The sequence below is a fragment of the Priestia sp. BR_2 genome (assembly GCF_041954005.1).
In the GTDB taxonomy this organism is placed as follows: Bacteria; Bacillota; Bacilli; order Paenibacillales; family Paenibacillaceae; genus Paenibacillus_AQ; species Paenibacillus_AQ lautus_A.
This window is the reverse complement of the sequence record NZ_JAVFHM010000054.1, coordinates 1-15,857: the sequence shown is the minus strand read 5'-3', so window position 1 is coordinate 15,857 and position 15,857 is coordinate 1. Positions and strand designations below refer to the sequence as shown.

Genomic DNA, 15,857 nt, shown 5'->3' with positions numbered 1-15,857 from the left:
CAGATCAATCCTTTTATTCGATGTCTCTATTCGAGCATTACAAAGATCACCAGTTGCCTGGCTCAGTTTGTTTATATATGTTTTGCCCAAATTTCCTATAACGTTTCTTATATTCGCGACGTCCGACGTAGTCGGATGTGTCCGGCTGATTCAGCTTCCCTGCCAATATCATCTGTCCGGACCGAGGGCGATAGCCCGATGCGAGAATATGGTGTTAGCAGAAGTTGCTATCTCCCTCGATTAGCCTAGTATAATTCGTCTTCTCTTTAAAAACTCTTCTCCTTCATTCCTATACCAGTCTAAAAAGTCATTATTAATGTGATCGTGATTTAATATTCCCATATAATCTGTTCCTGAATTCTTTGGTTGGTAATCGGAGTTAATAGTATAAATGTTAAAGTAAACTTTGTCTGAGTCATTAACTATTTCAATGCTGTTAAGCTCTTTTTTCATTTCATTTGTGTTTAAATATTTGAACGTTCTATCTTTTTCGATTATGTGAAAAGGATAGGAAAGTTGAACTGCTATTAACTTCTGGATTTCTTTCAGGCTCTTAGGAATAGATTCTAAATAGGTTTGTGCCATATATTCTTGTTCAAAGATACCTGATATCCAAGATTTATATTCGTCACCTGCTTCAATGATATACATAAGTACCTCCCTTAATATTGTATTTACTCTTCAGCAATTTCTGCTAACGTTGTTGTATTCACGACGCTCGACGAAGTCGAGTGTGTCCACAGCAAATACTTCTCCGAAGCTGCTTCTGAGACCGAGGGGCGAACGCCCCGATGCGTGAATATGGTGTTATGCGATGCCAACGACTTCACTGAGTTACTATTGCGTTCTTCGACATCTATTCTTTAGATCGTTTATCTCAAAAATCCATTTCTCGTATTCATCACTCGATTTCCATAATTCATTTAATTCCGTTTTTTCCAATACATTATCTATTTGTTGTATTACAATTTCTGAGAGTAAATTTAGTGAATAACTCCATTTTTGTTCTTTGGATTGTTCCCTCCATTCCCTGTTAACTTCTTCCTTGGTGTAGATAATATTTACGATCTTATCAAAAGTCGAAACTAATGATCTATCATATGACTGTTTCTTTTTAACCCACTTTGCAATATTCGGTGGGAGATCCATGCATGGTGAACCAAATAAAGCTGCAACAATCTCAGCAGCTGCAATCACTTCTGATGAAATCTCACTATCTACAAACTCATCCTCTTTACATTCGTTCATAAAATCAAAAATCTTAATGACTACCTTAGTCAAATCTTTCTCATCTTGAAACTCTAAAAGCCAGTCTAACGCTGAATCGTTTTCAAATGACTTTACTCCCCAAGCACCCAAGAGATCACCCACAATAATGAATTTGATGTAAGCAGTACAAATGCAATGTCCGTTGGTTTCGCATAACGTTCTTGTATTTACGAACCCTCACTGGCTTAAGGTAGCGCCAGCTGCCGGGTCCAACGGACTTAGCCAGTGCAGGGTTGTCTGCTGATTCTCTTCTCCGAAATGCTTCTAGCAGACCAAGGGCCGTATGGCACGCAGCGTGAATATGCTGTTATGTGATGCCCCCGACTTCTTCGAACTACAACCACAAAGTCATTAGTTCTTCATCGTAATCTATTCCATTATGCTTGAGAGCTCTTCTCTCTATTCCATATACTTTAAATCCAATTGATTCATATAATCTCTTTGCATTCTGGTTGCCCACCACTACACAAAGATTTATTTGTTCAAGCCCTTTATTTTGCTTCGCTATTTCAATTACCTTAATAATGAGTCTTTTGCCTACTCCTTGTGATCGATATCTTGGCTTGTTGACATACATCCCCCAAATAAAACCTTTATGTTTGAACTTAATAGCTTGTTCTTGTTTAAATCCCACTAACCCTATCATTTGATTTTCAGAGTCAAAAGTACCAAGTGTAAAACTATCGGAAGTTCGATTTAGTCCTGATCTTATGACTTCAATGTCTCTACTTTGGTATTCCTCATGGGTTATACCAAATGATTCAGGTGAATTAAGTAGACCTTCTAGTCTGATATCTCGAAATGTCTCTGCATCTTCAGGGAGTAATATTCTTATTCCTTCCATGCTATCACCTCAATGATCAATGCTCTTTCGGGGGTTTCACATAACGTCTTTTTTACGAACTTCGCAAAAACGTCACCTCTTGAGGTGTTTACGAAGTTCGTGAACACTCCTTCACCAACCATGTTTACGATTTTTCTCCCTGAATCTCCTCTTCCAATTGTTCTAACGGACTTTTAATCCTTCTTATGTCCTTCACACTCACATGTGTGTACCTTTCGGTGGTGCGTACACTTTGATGACCGAGCAACACTTGAATGAAGCGAATGTCAATTCCACCTTCCAACAGATGGGTAGCGAATGAATGGCGTAAGGCGTGTATACTAACCTTTTTCTGGATTCCAGAGGCAGTACGTGCTTGTTCGAACACTTTTTGAACCGTTCGTTCCGTTATATGGCGCTCTGGGTGTTGACCTGGGAACATCCATTTCTCGGGCTTTTCTTGTTGTAAATACGGTTGAACAATATCCATAGCTGTATCGGATAATAGCGTAAGACGATCCTTTCGACCTTTTCCTTGAGAAACTCGAAGCGTTTTTCGCTCGAAGTCAATGTCTTGAGTTTTCAACCGGACCACTTCACCTACCCGTAATCCTGAGGAATAGGTAAGGTATAGGATCGCACGATGTTTTAAATTATGGAGTGCTTTTAAGATCAACATCACTTCTTTCATCGATAACACATTCGGCAACTTCTTTTCTTTCTTAGGGCGAACATAAGAGACTGTTTCCTCATGCAATAGTACTTTTTGAGCATAGAATTTGATCGCGCTGAGCGCTTGATTAACATAGGAATGGGAACATTTCCTATGAAGTAAGTGCAAGGAATAACTCTGAATCATGTTCTCGTGACCCATCCCATAATTTTGCTGTTGTACAAAAGTGTGAAATCGATGGACTTGACTACAATAAGCTTTTATCGTTTTTTTACTATAACCTCGAAGCTGCAGTGCATGAACGAAAGACCTTTTTATCGACTCATCCCATGAATAGATTGGAATGTGTTCCTGCATGTAAACTTCATTGTTAAACAAGCTGGACTCTTTCATCAACATGCTATCAACATGAATCATCGTTCCTTCAAAAAGTGTATACAACTGTCGAATGGATTCGAGTGTAAATGGAATCATCCAGACCTTTTTATCACTGACCCATTTCCTTCCTGGAATTTCTCGAATCTTCATCACCATTTGTTCATCATACTTAAAACGAACATACAAGGAATTTCCATCATTCCGAGACAACCATATACTCACATTCCCACCCTCCCATTATAACAGCAACCTAATTATTGGAAAGCAAAAAGAGCTCACAATCGCCGTAATCGACGTTGTAAGCTCCCGATACCTTCGGTGCTATATCCTTTATAATCTAACCGCATCCAATTCAGTAATATTACGTTTAGGGACTTAAAATTGTTATAGCGATTAAATTGATTAAACCATATTCAAGGTAGCCATGGCTACCTCATTTCTCACCTTACTTTAAGAACAGAGATGCCATGCAAGCGAAATCACAGTACTGCACTTCGGGTCGAACATGACAAGTAACGCCGAGTCAGTCTTGATTGTTCACACCGTCTTCGAACAACTCAATTTATCATTTGCTATAGAATGATTAGATTTATTTATTACTGTCCAGCTTCGCCCATGTTATCAACTACTTCATCCGCAGCATCAGCTCCTTCAAGGCCGTCATTCTTCTCTCTAATTATCTGGATGTTGCTGCAGCTCCTATCCAGATTCAATACATGATGGTATCTTGAATAAAAGAGATCAGTCTCGAAGCTTCCATTGAGACAGGCGCTGAGGTCAGCGTCCCGTTCGACGTGGGGATCAACTTTATCATGGGTGCGTTTCATGAAACCATCTTGTGATGGATGTTGAAGGGATATCCCTATACTCCACGGGAAATGACAGCCAACGCTTGTCCATTAACAGACCCTATCAATTCTAGAAATTTGAAGGAATATTTGTCCATTCCATCGAAATACAATGAACTAACGGAAATGGATAGAAAGCGATGTGTATGAGATGAATGGAATTCTGGGTGTGTCCGGACTATCGTTTTTGCTGGTGACGCTATTTACGCCGCTGCTCATCTGGGGTTTGCGCACCTTAAAGCTAACGCAGCCGATCCGGACCGAGCTGCCTCCCGATCATCAGGCCAAACGCGGGACACCGTTGATGGCTGGCCTTATTTTGTTGATTGGCATTGGGATGTCGCTGCAGTTTCAGCCTACGCCGCTGACCGTTTTTTTATGTTCCACCTTTCTTCTGTTCAGCTCGATCGGGTTTATGGACGACTTCAAAAAAGCAGCGTGGCAGGACCCGTCGGGAATTTCCGGCCGAACGAAGCTTGTGCTTCAGTTCCTGTTTACCGGGGCATTATTGTATGTCCTGTTCCAGTCCTTCTCGCTGACAAGTGATATCGCGCTTTTCAACGGGTTCCAGCTTCACCTGCCGATCAGCGTCTACATTATCATCATGCTGCTGTTCATTGTAGGCTCGGCGAATGCCATCAACTTTACCGATGGTTTGGACGGACTGTTGATCAATGTGGCCATTCCGACTTACTTTTTCTTCTTCCTGATCTCCGATAAACCGGAGGTTCAGATGTTCTCGCTGGTCATGATCGGCTGTCTGCTGGGCTTGCTGCTCTACAACATTCATCCGGCCCGGGCTTTTATGGGTGATACGGGATCCCTCGCTATCGGCGGTTCCCTTTCATTCCTTGCGGTGATCGAGAAGGTCGAAATTCTGATTCCCCTGCTGTTCCTGATCTATTTGGCGGAGCAGCTTTCGGTTATCCTGCAGGTATGGTATTACAAACGGACCAAGCTGCGCCTGTTTCGGATGGCCCCGATCCATTTCCACTTCAGTCTCAAGTACGGCTGGAGCGAGAACAAAATCGTGATGATCTTCGGTTTTGTCTCCTGGTTTATGGCTCTGCTCTGTTGGGTGCTGGCAAAATACGTCATGTGAACCATTCCAATGGACAAGCCAAGCAAGAGCCTCCTGGTAGATGCCCCGAACTCTGCCAGGAGGCTTTTTACATATTGAAACCCAACGCTGATTAGGATTTAGACATCGTGATCTCTTCAAGCTCTTTCTTCAGGCTGTTTAGCGTGGACGCGCGTTCTTCGTCATTCTGGACATCACAAAGCAGCTGCTCCATGAACTCCCAGATATCCTCCAATTTACGTCTGCCTTGATAAAAGGTCAGCGCCTCGCTGTTCATCTCGTAATCGCTATGCGTTTCTTTATAAATCCTCATAAATGATTCGAAATAGGGTTCAGCGACAAAAAACATCATATCCGCTTCGACCGGCGCCAGCTTCAGCCCCTCCCAGTCAATCAATATCAATTGCTGACCATCCGACATCAGATTCCAGGCATGCACGTCCGTGTGGCACAGCGCCAGGCGAAGATCGCGTTTCTTCAGCTCTTCGGACAGCGCTTCCACTTCAAGCATCAAACCCATCAAGCAGTCGATATGGGGATTCATGACTTCCCCGATGTCATCCGGCTTCCCCGCGTCCAGCGCCTCCCTTAGCTGACCAAGAAAAGGCACCGTAAAGCTTTCCGTCATGGCACTTGTCACCAGCGGAAAATCCTCCCCGTAACGATGGAGCTCAGCGATGATCTCTGCCAGTTGTCTCACTTGATTCTCCGTCAGCTTGCGGTCTGCGATCGTGTCCCCGTCGATATATTCATACAACAAATAAATGCCTTCGTTATCCTCGCATCGATAACGTTGGTCTGTCGTCAGCATCGGCACCGGAATGCTGCCCTTTAATCGACTATGCTCCTCAAGCCACAGCAGGATCGGAACATAATCGTCAATCAGCGCAGTCCATTTGGGCGTGGAGGCCCGGCTTTTCTCATAAACTTTCAGGAAATAGTCCTGTGCGCCGTTACTCACTTTGTAAGCAAGCGCAGCCCAACCGCCCTGCTGAGGTACAATAACGGGATGAGCCAAACCGTAAAATTCCTTCAAAATGCCCTGTAGTCGGTCCATGTTTCCTCCTATCTATGCACTTACCATGCCTCATAATCTCTTTGATATATCATAACGGTAAGAAGATATGACATAAAGTCCATCATTCATTTTAATTAAAAAAACAAGGATGCTCTTCTAGCATCCTTGTTTTCACTCATCATATCTTATTTTATTCTAATGGCCTGCCTTCTTTATAATAGAGATTCCGATTGAGAATCACGAAGAATATATGTACGTTCCGGTACCCGCGTTCCGACAGGATCTCGTGAATGCTGGCCGCAACCGCATCGTGGGTCTCCTGAGCCCGCTGAAACATCAGGATTTCGACGGATAACGGCGTATTCGTAATGATCCGATATGGAAGCTGTTCGATTTTCACGATTTCTTTCGGAATTTGAACAATACCGGCGAAAGTTTCAACCAAGGTTGGCGTTATTTCTTCGAGGAAAACTTCTGAAAATCCTTTAAAACGTAAATATGGCACACTTATCCCTTCATTTCATCGATTTATTGGTCTTCTGGATGTCCGCAAGTGACTTTTATCTCTCTTCTACTATACAATAATGTTATTGTGAAAGGAATCACTATGATACAGATATCTAAATTGGTCGGTAAAGTTCAATTACAGCTGTCCTTTCCGTTGCCCGTACGATGGGATTCCGATACACTGAGTAAGTGTTCCGTTTTATGGAAATTATTCATTCATGGAGGTGAAGACGAATATGGGACAAAATCCTTGGAATGCCGAATGGGAAGTGACGGAGCCGTTAGTCCGGCTGCTGCTTAACCGTCAATTCCCCCAGCTATCCTCATTACCCATCCAAGAGATCGGCAGCGGCTGGGACAATACTGTCTATCGCATCGGCGAAGAGTATGTGTTTCGTTTTCCCAGAAGAGCATTTGCCATCCCTTTACTTCAAACCGAAGCCAAAATCCTGCCCAAGCTGGCGAATTACATAACGTTACCCTATGCTAAGCCCCTTTTCTTCGGAAAAGAAAGCGCAGACTACCCTGCGCCTTTTCTGGGGTACACCTATCTTTCCGGGTCGTTTCCGATTGGACTGACGGATGAAACACGGATGCAGTCGGCGGCAGCGCTCGCGCGCTTTCTGAAGAACCTGCATGCCTTTCCCGTGGACATAGCGCAGCAAGAAGGTGTAGCGGTGGACCATCGTAATCTGACCGATCTCGCTGGGCGCAGGGATAAAATGCTGGACTTTCTAGCCCGGCTTGCCCTCCATTTTACGGATGCAGAAATGAAGGAGATCGCCGACTATTTGCACGGCATTTCCTTGGATCGGGTCAAGCAGCGACATATTCTTATTCATGGAGATCTCCATTTCAAAAACATGCTGGTGGACGAAACAGGCAAGCTTTCCGGCATCATCGATTGGGGCGACGTCAGCATCGGACATCCCGCCTGCGACCTGAGCATTGCTTACAGCTTCTTGCCTCCGGCATCAAGGGAGGGATTTTTTGAAGCCTATGGCAGCGTGGACGAAGAAACGAAAGTGCTGGCTCGTTTAATCGCCGTTTATATCCCCATGCTCATCTTCATGCAGGCTATCGACGATAAGGATGAAGCCGTTGCACAGGAAGCCAAATCGATTATGAAGCGTGCCATCTCGATTTGATGCATCCATGAGATTTTTGTATCAAACGGCATAACAAAAAGAAGCTTGAGGGTTCAAGCTTCTTTTTGTTCGATTAGACCTTTGCCCTTGGTTAGATTTTCAACACTCCCATTAATGGCATGATGGCTTTTATCACGTTCATGCCCAGTTTAATATGAGGCACGATCTGTCCCAGGAAGCCGAGAGGGCCTGCAGGCGCAGCCGCCACTCCCTCCTCGGCTCCTTCGGCTGACGCAGCGCTTGGAGGTCCGCCAAAGAGGTCGCTTAAAAATCCGGATATTTGCGCTTTGTCTCCGCTTCGGGCAATCGCAGCCGGCATCTTATTGTTGGCTCTGAGCCCTGATAGCGTTACTTCCCCGCCTTGGATCTGATTCAGTTCGCCGACGTAATAGCTGCCGTCCTTCAGAACGACCACGACCGGCTGACCTACCCAATGCTGCGGTGGCATCGGCTTGGAAGCGGATCTGGACTTCCTTACGCGTTTCGAAGGCATATAAGGATCACCTCGCTTCCCATATACATGATGATGACATCATATGCACAAAACGCCTTTCTTTCTTGTGCCTTTATAGGATGATGAATATAAATGCATAAAAACCTAGATTCCGAGAATATTTCGTTCCACTGTGGCTTTTTGCATGCCTCCGGTGTCTAATAAACTGTAAGGTCAAGAGGAGGTTCTTATCCATGTCTAGAGCTCATGACAAACTCCCTGGTTATCCGGATAATCAAGGAACAAAGCGAACATTTGAAGATACGTATGACGAATACCGCCCGAGGATCCGGCATTATCTCGCACTGAAATTGAATCCGACGGCGGCAGATGACTTAACCCAGCAAGTGTTTTTAAAGGCAATGGAGAACCTTGATAAGTTTAACGGAACATCCAGTCTGTTCACTTGGATCTTCAAAATTGCTCAAAACACAGTCAAAAATGAGTATCGAAGTTTAGCGCGAAAAAATGAAAAACCTTATGACTTTACACGTTTTGAATCGCAGTCCATCTCCCTTGATTTTGCAGGTTATGTTGATATTCGAATTGATATCGGAGCGGCGCTTAAGAAGTTAAGCGAACGGGATCAGCAGATCATATCTTTACGATTTTTTGTGGATTGTACGCTGCAGGAAATTTCCCAGATCGTCGGCATGCGCGAGAGTGCGGTGAAAAACCGATTGTATCGGTCCTTGGCGAAGCTGAAGAAAGAATTAAGAGAATGGGGTGACATCACGATTATGTCGATACTCGACTTGATATCCATTGAAAGTAAAAGTGAGGCGAATCATCATCAGAACAAGGTGCATCAGGACCTGTTTCAAGAACTCAAGAATAATGTAGAACAGATGGCAGCGAAATATAATCATCAGCCTTCCCGCAAAATCGTTATTGAAATTTATCCCGACCTGCCCACATTCCATCAAGCCGTAGGCGAAAGCGGTGCACCTAATTGGTTCATGGGCACGTTCGATAACTGCACGTTAAAAATCGTCTCGCCCTTGAACCCGGGACCCGAGCATACCTACCACTCGATCCTCCGGTCCACCCTGCACTTGTATGCCATGTGGTTGATTAGTGATATTAATCCGCTGGCACCTAGATGGATCCGTCAGGGCATCGGGGGGTACGAAGCTCAACAGATGTCGGAAGACTTCATCCGAAGCACGACGACCGAAGCCATTCTTAGTCGGGCAATTCCAAGCTTCGAGGATCTGAATGATGATTCCTGGGATTTCGGCAAAACAGGATTTCAGTTTTCATATTTGATCGTTGCGTTCATGATTGAAAAATACGGGTTAGATTCATTGAACCAATTCATTCGCAATCCGGATGATTATTACGGCATCTTCCATCTTTCCAAGGAAGATCTTCATGAACAGTGGACGAAAAATCTCCAGCACCAGCTTAATTAAATCAATGGAAACCCGGTCATTGACCGGGTTTCCTAGCCTTTTTCAATTGAATTCATCATGCCTTGCATCATTTCCTATCTTGAACCATCGGATGGATAGCTGGGATGATGCTCGAGCTCCACTTGCCATGCAATCATGGTGACGCTGTCCTTGATCCCGCGTTCATGCGACATTTGCATGAAATCCTTCACGCCTTTTTGCAGATCAGCGCCCTGCAGCTGATTCATATGTTCCAGAAATAACGGTCCCCATTCTAAAGCGCCATCGGTGCTTAATACAATCACGTTTTTCCCGGAGCGCAGCTCTCTTACGCCCGTGGAATAACAAGGGACCTGCTTATCGAAGGTGTTTACCTTCCCTATCCATTCGTAGAAATTCCGTTGATTGAGCAAGGTTTGCCCGAGCGCCGTCAATTCGGGATGAAGCAGATAAAGCAGGCAATCCCCGACGTTAAACCACCACAAGTATTCTTCGCGTCTGCAGCATAGCAGACAGGAAGTTTCACCCGCAATTCCCCTGCAATCCTCGCGAAAGCGTTCGGAAGTCAACATGCCCAGCAAATAGTCATGCAGGTTTTGAAAACACTGCTCGATTGGCTCTCGGAGGATGCCAGCAATCTCGGAAGCGGCCCCATCGATATAGGATAAGACGAGCTGGGCGCTCTCATCGGTTTCATGGGCATCCAGCAGCAGGACGAATTCCAAATCAGATTCCGCATCGATCCAGATATAAGCGCCATCCTCGTTTTTATCCGCCCCGGCTGCCGAGCTGCCGCCATACCGGCCCAGTACCCCATGGGAAACCGCAATCGTCTGCGGATCGTCGAGGAACATGCTGGAGCTGCCGTGCCACTTCACGATATAGGGTCTCATGGAGAAACCTCATCCTGCGCCATACAACGCCTGATTCGCGAACACACTTCTTCGATCTGAGCGGCATCACCTCGAGGGGCTTCCGGCCAGCCGCTGATTCCAAACCCCCAATAAGACGGGGGCGTATTCGGATAACGCGGAATCAGATGGATATGCAGATGAGGGACGTGATCTCCCAGCACGAAGGAATAGATATGTTCCGCGCCTAAGCATGCTTTCAAGGCGCGACTCACCCGGGTCAGCATCCGTCCGACGGCGGCCGACTCATCGTCCCGCAGCTCCGCTAATCCCGATACATGCCGCTTGATATCGATCATAATATATCCCAGATAAGCTTCGTTGGAATCGGAAGAAATATGGCCTACGTAGAGCAGCTCATCCTCATAAATCGCTCCCCCCGGAAGCTGGATCTCTCCCCGATGCTTTCGACAGATAAAACAATCGCGCTCTTTCGCGTTAACCATATGAACCCTTCCCTTCGAAAAAATATAAAAAGCCCGCCATCCCATAAGAGACGACAGGCTAACTACCCGCGCGGTACCACTCTACTTGATCCGATCTTCATCAAATCCGCTTGAAGCCCGATTACGAAGGCTAAACGTCAAGGCATACTCCATTTCTGCCTCACCACTCATGGGCGAGCTTCGGAATCCTCATGGACTGCATTTCACCATTGCTGCAGCTCTCTGAACCATGAACGATTTCTACTACTCCCAGTCATTGTGTTTGTATATAAAATTGTTCCTATTATAATTTTCCATATTCATCCTGTCAATGAAGAACGGACTCATTGTTGCATCACCCTTACCTCAATGACCGTATCCGGACAGCTGCTGTCTTAAAACCGGGCATCTTGCAGAACGGATCCAGCTCCGGCCGGGTCGCATGATTGACATTCTGCACGCCGCCCCAATGCATCGGGACGAATAGCGTGTCTACTCTTATATGTTCTTTAATCCTGCTGCGTACGGAAAAACGTCCATGCTCCGACACGATTTCTACCCACTCCCCGTCACGGATTCGGTAACGCTGCGCGGTAATCGGGTGGATCTCCACGAAATTTTCAAGCTCGCGTGCAAGCAGGGAAGGACTTCTCCGGGTCTGCACGCCTGTCAGGTAGTGTGACAGAACACGGCCATTGGTCAGAATGAGCGGGTACTCCTCGGATACCCCCACCCACGGATTCCCCGGCATCACGGAAAACACGGCCTTTCCGTCTGGATGGGCGAACGACTGCCGAAACAGAAGCCCCGTCCCCGATTCTTCTTCAGAGGGACACGGCCAGTATACGCCCTCTTCACGGCGCAACCGATCATAGGTGATGCCGAAGTAGTCAGCAATGCCGCCTTTGCTTGCAAGCCTCAGCTCATTAAATATCTCTTCGGGCTCATGAAAGTCAAAATATTCACCCTTGCCCAATCTGTCTGCGATCGAACATAGAATCATCCAGTCATGACGCGCCTCCCCAGGCGCCGGTCGCGCCGCCTTCCGGAGAAGAACCCGTCCCTCCAAATTCGTCAGCGTACCTTCATTTTCCATATAGGAGGTTACCGGCAGGACAAGATCGGCGAATCGGGCCGTTTCGGACATAAACATATCCGCAACCACCAGAAAATCGAGATGGTTCAAGCCTTCCTCCACAAGCCCCGCATTCGGATTCGAAACAACGGGATTGGACCCCATCACGAAGAGCGACTTAATTTCGCCTTCATGAATCAGCTCCATCATCTCGTAGGCAGAGACGCCCTTTCCAGGCAGGCTGGAAGCCTTAACGCCCCACACGGAGGCAACATATGCCCGGTCCTCCTCATTCTCGATCGATCGATAGCCTGGCAGCTGATCGGCCTTCTGCCCATGCTCTCTTCCTCCCTGACCATTCCCCTGACCGGTGATCGCCCCGTATCCGCAGCCCTCCCTCCCGATTTTGCCTGTTGCCAAGACCAGATTCAGATAACGGCGTACCGCAAGATGGCCATCCGTCTGCTGCTCCACCCCTCGGGCCGTCAGCACCATTCCGGTATCCGCCATAGCATAGGATACGGCGGCCTCCCGGATCAGCTCCACATCTAATCCGCATAAATCGGCGGCCCGTGATAAATCGATGCTGTCCAGATAGCTTTCCAGCTCCTCGTAACCCTTAGTTCTTGCTTGAACGAAGCCTTCGTCTAAGAGACCTTCATCCACGATTATCTTCAGCATCGCATCCGCCAGCATGGCGTCCGTCCCAGGTCTGATCGCCAAATGCATATCGGCTATTGCGGCCGTTGCGGTTCTGCGCGGATCGATGACGATGATCTTCGCCCCATTCTCCTTGGCCTGGTTGAAGTAAGGGAGCAGCGTTGGCTGGCATTCCGCTATATTCGTGCCGGCCAGCACGATGCAGCGGGCATGAGGAATATCGGACAGCCTGAACGTCAGCCCCCTGTCGATTCCAAAGGTTTTGCTCCCGGCAGAAGCTGCGGCCGACATGCAGAAACGGCCGTTATAATCGATATACCGGGTACCGAGCGCCACCCTGGCAAATTTCCCGAGCAAATAGGCCGTTTCGTTGGTCAGGGACCCGCCGCCGTAGACGGCATTGGCATCGGGACCATATCTCTCGGATATCGCCTGAAATCGATCGCTAATCACGGCCATCGCTTCATCCCAAGAGCAAGGAACGAGTTCGCCGTTTGAACGGATCAGCGGATGTAGCAGCCGCTGCGAATGGGCTGCGTGCTGATGCGCATTCATGCCTTTGACGCACACCCTGCCTTCGGAAGCGAGGTTCGGTATCCCCTCCACCTTATACTTGGCCCTGAACCGTCCCGGGACGCTCTTCTCTTCCTCTTCAACCGTCATCTTGCACTGTACGCTGCAAAACGGACATTGTGTCTCTACCACGGCCGCAGCTCCTCCCGCAGCGGACGATTCCGAATAAACCATAACTGACCGCCTCTCCCTATATTTTGCTTGTTTAACCCACTTGTGTCTTCCATTCCCGCCGAGACAGCATCTCTGCAAGCTCTCTTTGCAGATCGTGGTCCAGAACATGCTCCCGGATCGAAGTCACACCCGTACGTTCCACCCATTTCCACAACGGTTCCTCATACAAGCCGTTCTGCCGGTACCACTGCAAACAAGCGGATACAAGCTGTATTACTTCTTCCTCACGTTCAGCAACGCCGATCAATTGTCCTTCACGGACAGGGTGGTCCGCATGTCCGCCGAGATAAACCTCCCAGCCTGCGGGCGAAGCGGATATTCCGATCCCCTGAACCAGTATGCTGACGGACGATGCTAGACAATCGGACACCCCTGCATGTACAGGATGAGGCAGCGATACCTCTTGCCAGCGAAGGCGAAGCCATTCTCCAATGCGCCGAATGCCTGCCGCCTCCATCCTCGAGCCTTCCGTGTCTCCCATCCATACCTGAACGCCTTGGTAAAGTCCATGATCCGCATCGGAGACATCATGCCAAGTCTTCCGAACCGGTTCATCACCGTTTCCTATCCCCGTCATTTCAAGGTAATAACGCAGGGCTGGCCGACAAACTATGCATCCGCCCGGCTTCTTCCAGCCCTGATGGAGCATGAAATCCGATATCGTATGACAGCCTTGACTCACCGCATGGGCAATCGCTTGCTTCATTGAGGAGTGCCCCAGCTTCGTGCATTCACATACGGGAATCTCGCCTTGCGTTATGGCCGCCCTCTGCGAAGCCCTCTTTTTGCCGCTTCGCGCATGTTTGACCAGGGCATCCACCATTGGCCGGCAGCCGCCGCACGAACCGGATGCCCTGGTCAGCTGCTTAACTTCATCCGTGCTTTGGAGATTGCGATCGGTAACGGCCTGCATGATCTCCGCTTTGCTCACGCCGTTGCAAGCACACACCGTTTCATGATCCGGGAGCGTCTGTGCAGCTGCTTCCGCCGAGCTTACAATGCCTTCTTGCGGGATAAGCTCCGAGACAGCCGCGCCCTTCTTCACCATGGACAACAGCGCGGAACCCTCAGTCGTGTCTCCGAACAGAATGGCACCCGTAACCCTGCCTTTGTGCATGATCACTTTTTTGTACGTGCGGCTTACGGCATCGTATTGCTGAATGGCGGTTTCCGCATCGATCCCCGATATCGCGCCGGCCGAAAATACATCCACACCCGAGACTTTTAGCTGGGAATAAGGAATCGAACCGACATAAGGCTCGGCCTGCCGGCCGCAGATAACCCGGGCAAGCACCTTTCCTTGCTCATACAGGGGAGCGATTAGGCCGTAACTAATCCCCCGGTGCTCCGCGCATTCTCCCACCGCATAAATATTCGGCTCACTTGTCCTCATGTAGTCATCCACCAGGATAGCCCGCCCCGTCAGCAGACCGCTTCTCTGGGCCAGCTCCACGTTAGGCCTGATCCCTACGGCAAGCACCACTACATCCGCATCAAGTCGAGTTCCGTCGATAAACCGAAGACCCTGCGCCCTTGTTCGGCCAACGATTCGCGTGGTATCCATCGCCAAGTGGAATCGCATCCCTTGGCTTTCGAGCTCCCGCTGCAGCATATGGGCTGCCGTCCGGTCCAGCTGCCGGTTCATGATGTAAGGGGCATTATGAACCACATGGGTTTCCATGCCGAGATGGAGAAGTCCCCGGGCAGCCTCCAACCCCAGCAATCCCCCCCCAATGACGGCCGCTTTTGTGTAGACCTTGGACATTTCGGTCATTTTCGTGCAATCATCCAACGTCCGAAATGAAAGGACGCCTTCCTTATCCGTCCCGGGGATAGGCGGAACGAAAGGAGATGAGCCTGTTGCCAGAATTAATGCATCATAACCTTCCCGTTTACCGGAGACAGTCTCGATGCAGCGGGCTTTGACATCGATATGATGAACGGCTTCACCGGTCAATAACCGGATGCCATGCCGCTCATACCAAGACCAGTCGTTCAGGATAATATCCTGGAGGGAATGTTCGCCTTGAAGGACTTTGGACAACAGAATCCGATTATAGTTGGGGCGAGGTTCGGCGCCGAATATCGTAATATCGAAAAGCTCCGGCCCAAGCTGGAGTATTTCCTCTACGCATCGTATCCCTGCCATTCCATTTCCGACAACAATGAGCTTCTTTCTCTTCATGAATTACCTCCACTCTACCCTTGTCACTTTCATGTAAGAAAATACGAAACGCCCTTTCCCTGGGAACAGGAAAGGGCGTCATTGCCTTCAAAACGGGCACATCCTTGTGCCGTATTGGTATTCGTAACATACATCTAGCTTAGTTGACGAAATTCGATACGTCAAGATATATGACATATATCTGTCTCTTATTCATATCTCCGAGCCCACGAGACGGATCTT

General features: G+C 47.9%; 15 protein-coding genes and 1 other annotated feature. Of the genes, 3 read left to right on the top strand and 12 right to left on the bottom strand.

Going from position 1 to position 15,857, the window contains the following annotated elements:
* Positions 1-240: 240 nt before the first annotated feature.
* The 5 genes from RB298_RS00695 to RB298_RS00675 all read right to left on the bottom strand — a co-directional run bounded on the left by RB298_RS00695 (position 241) and on the right by RB298_RS00675 (position 3,970).
* The gene (locus tag RB298_RS00695) at positions 241-651 is read right to left on the bottom strand and encodes a hypothetical protein (RefSeq protein ID WP_486045279.1); all 411 of its coding nucleotides are present in this window, start codon (positions 649-651) and stop codon (positions 241-243) included.
* Between the two features lie 186 nt (positions 652-837).
* Positions 838-1,359 carry a DUF4259 domain-containing protein gene (locus RB298_RS00690; protein WP_486045277.1) on the bottom strand — a complete coding sequence of 174 codons (522 nt, stop codon included), beginning with the start codon at positions 1,357-1,359 and terminating at the stop codon, positions 838-840.
* 244 nt (positions 1,360-1,603) lie between these two features.
* A complete protein-coding gene (locus RB298_RS00685) occupies positions 1,604-2,113 on the bottom strand; it encodes a GNAT family N-acetyltransferase (RefSeq protein ID WP_486045275.1) in 510 nt (169 codons plus the stop codon).
* A 124-nt stretch (positions 2,114-2,237) separates the two neighbouring features.
* Positions 2,238-3,365 carry a site-specific tyrosine recombinase/integron integrase gene (gene xerA, locus RB298_RS00680; protein WP_486045273.1) on the bottom strand — a complete coding sequence of 376 codons (1,128 nt, stop codon included), beginning with the start codon at positions 3,363-3,365 and terminating at the stop codon, positions 2,238-2,240.
* A 374-nt stretch (positions 3,366-3,739) separates the two neighbouring features.
* Entirely contained in the window at positions 3,740-3,970 is a 231-nt protein-coding gene (locus RB298_RS00675; RefSeq protein WP_486045271.1) for a hypothetical protein, read from the bottom strand.
* Between the two features lie 172 nt (positions 3,971-4,142).
* Between RB298_RS00675 and mraY the strand changes: the two genes are divergently transcribed.
* Positions 4,143-5,093, top strand: coding sequence for a phospho-N-acetylmuramoyl-pentapeptide-transferase (mraY, locus tag RB298_RS00670; RefSeq protein WP_176502375.1), 951 nt, complete (start codon positions 4,143-4,145; stop codon positions 5,091-5,093).
* A gap of 91 nt (positions 5,094-5,184) precedes the next feature.
* Here mraY and RB298_RS00665 read toward each other — a convergent pair whose 3' ends face one another.
* Positions 5,185-6,129 carry an aminoglycoside phosphotransferase family protein gene (locus RB298_RS00665; protein WP_486045269.1) on the bottom strand — a complete coding sequence of 315 codons (945 nt, stop codon included), beginning with the start codon at positions 6,127-6,129 and terminating at the stop codon, positions 5,185-5,187.
* Positions 6,130-6,280: 151 nt separating this feature from the next.
* Positions 6,281-6,595, bottom strand: a complete 315-nt coding sequence (locus RB298_RS00660; protein WP_486045267.1) for a DUF1904 family protein — start codon at positions 6,593-6,595, stop codon at positions 6,281-6,283.
* 238 nt (positions 6,596-6,833) lie between these two features.
* On the opposite strand from RB298_RS00660, the gene RB298_RS00655 reads away from it, so the two are divergent.
* Positions 6,834-7,745 carry an aminoglycoside phosphotransferase family protein gene (locus tag RB298_RS00655; RefSeq protein WP_486045265.1) on the top strand — a complete coding sequence of 304 codons (912 nt, stop codon included), beginning with the start codon at positions 6,834-6,836 and terminating at the stop codon, positions 7,743-7,745.
* 91 nt (positions 7,746-7,836) lie between these two features.
* On the opposite strand, the gene RB298_RS00650 is transcribed toward RB298_RS00655, so the two are convergent.
* Positions 7,837-8,238 carry a hypothetical protein gene (locus RB298_RS00650; protein ID WP_096773466.1) on the bottom strand — a complete coding sequence of 134 codons (402 nt, stop codon included), beginning with the start codon at positions 8,236-8,238 and terminating at the stop codon, positions 7,837-7,839.
* 194 nt (positions 8,239-8,432) lie between these two features.
* Here RB298_RS00650 and RB298_RS00645 point away from each other — a divergent pair, with 194 nt between their 5' ends.
* Complete coding sequence (locus tag RB298_RS00645; RefSeq protein WP_486045263.1) at positions 8,433-9,653, top strand: RNA polymerase sigma factor; 1,221 nt, start codon at positions 8,433-8,435, stop codon at positions 9,651-9,653.
* A gap of 74 nt (positions 9,654-9,727) precedes the next feature.
* Here the strand turns inward: RB298_RS00645 and RB298_RS00640 are convergent, their stop codons facing one another.
* From RB298_RS00640 to nirB, 4 genes are all read right to left on the bottom strand, one after another.
* A complete protein-coding gene (locus RB298_RS00640) occupies positions 9,728-10,525 on the bottom strand; it encodes a PP2C family serine/threonine-protein phosphatase (RefSeq protein WP_486045261.1) in 798 nt (265 codons plus the stop codon).
* On the bottom strand, positions 10,522-10,989 hold the full coding sequence (locus tag RB298_RS00635) for an HIT family protein (protein ID WP_192572280.1): 468 nt from the start codon (positions 10,987-10,989) through the stop codon (positions 10,522-10,524). The genes RB298_RS00640 and RB298_RS00635 overlap by 4 nt, the downstream gene beginning before the upstream one ends.
* 43 nt (positions 10,990-11,032) lie before the next feature.
* Positions 11,033-11,255: a binding site (T-box leader), on the bottom strand.
* A gap of 74 nt (positions 11,256-11,329) precedes the next feature.
* Positions 11,330-13,450, bottom strand: a complete 2,121-nt coding sequence (gene nasC, locus RB298_RS00630) for an assimilatory nitrate reductase catalytic subunit NasC (protein ID WP_486045259.1) — start codon at positions 13,448-13,450, stop codon at positions 11,330-11,332.
* A 31-nt stretch (positions 13,451-13,481) separates the two neighbouring features.
* On the bottom strand, positions 13,482-15,635 hold the full coding sequence (nirB, locus tag RB298_RS00625) for a nitrite reductase large subunit NirB (RefSeq protein WP_486045257.1): 2,154 nt from the start codon (positions 15,633-15,635) through the stop codon (positions 13,482-13,484).
* Positions 15,636-15,857 lie beyond the last annotated feature (222 nt).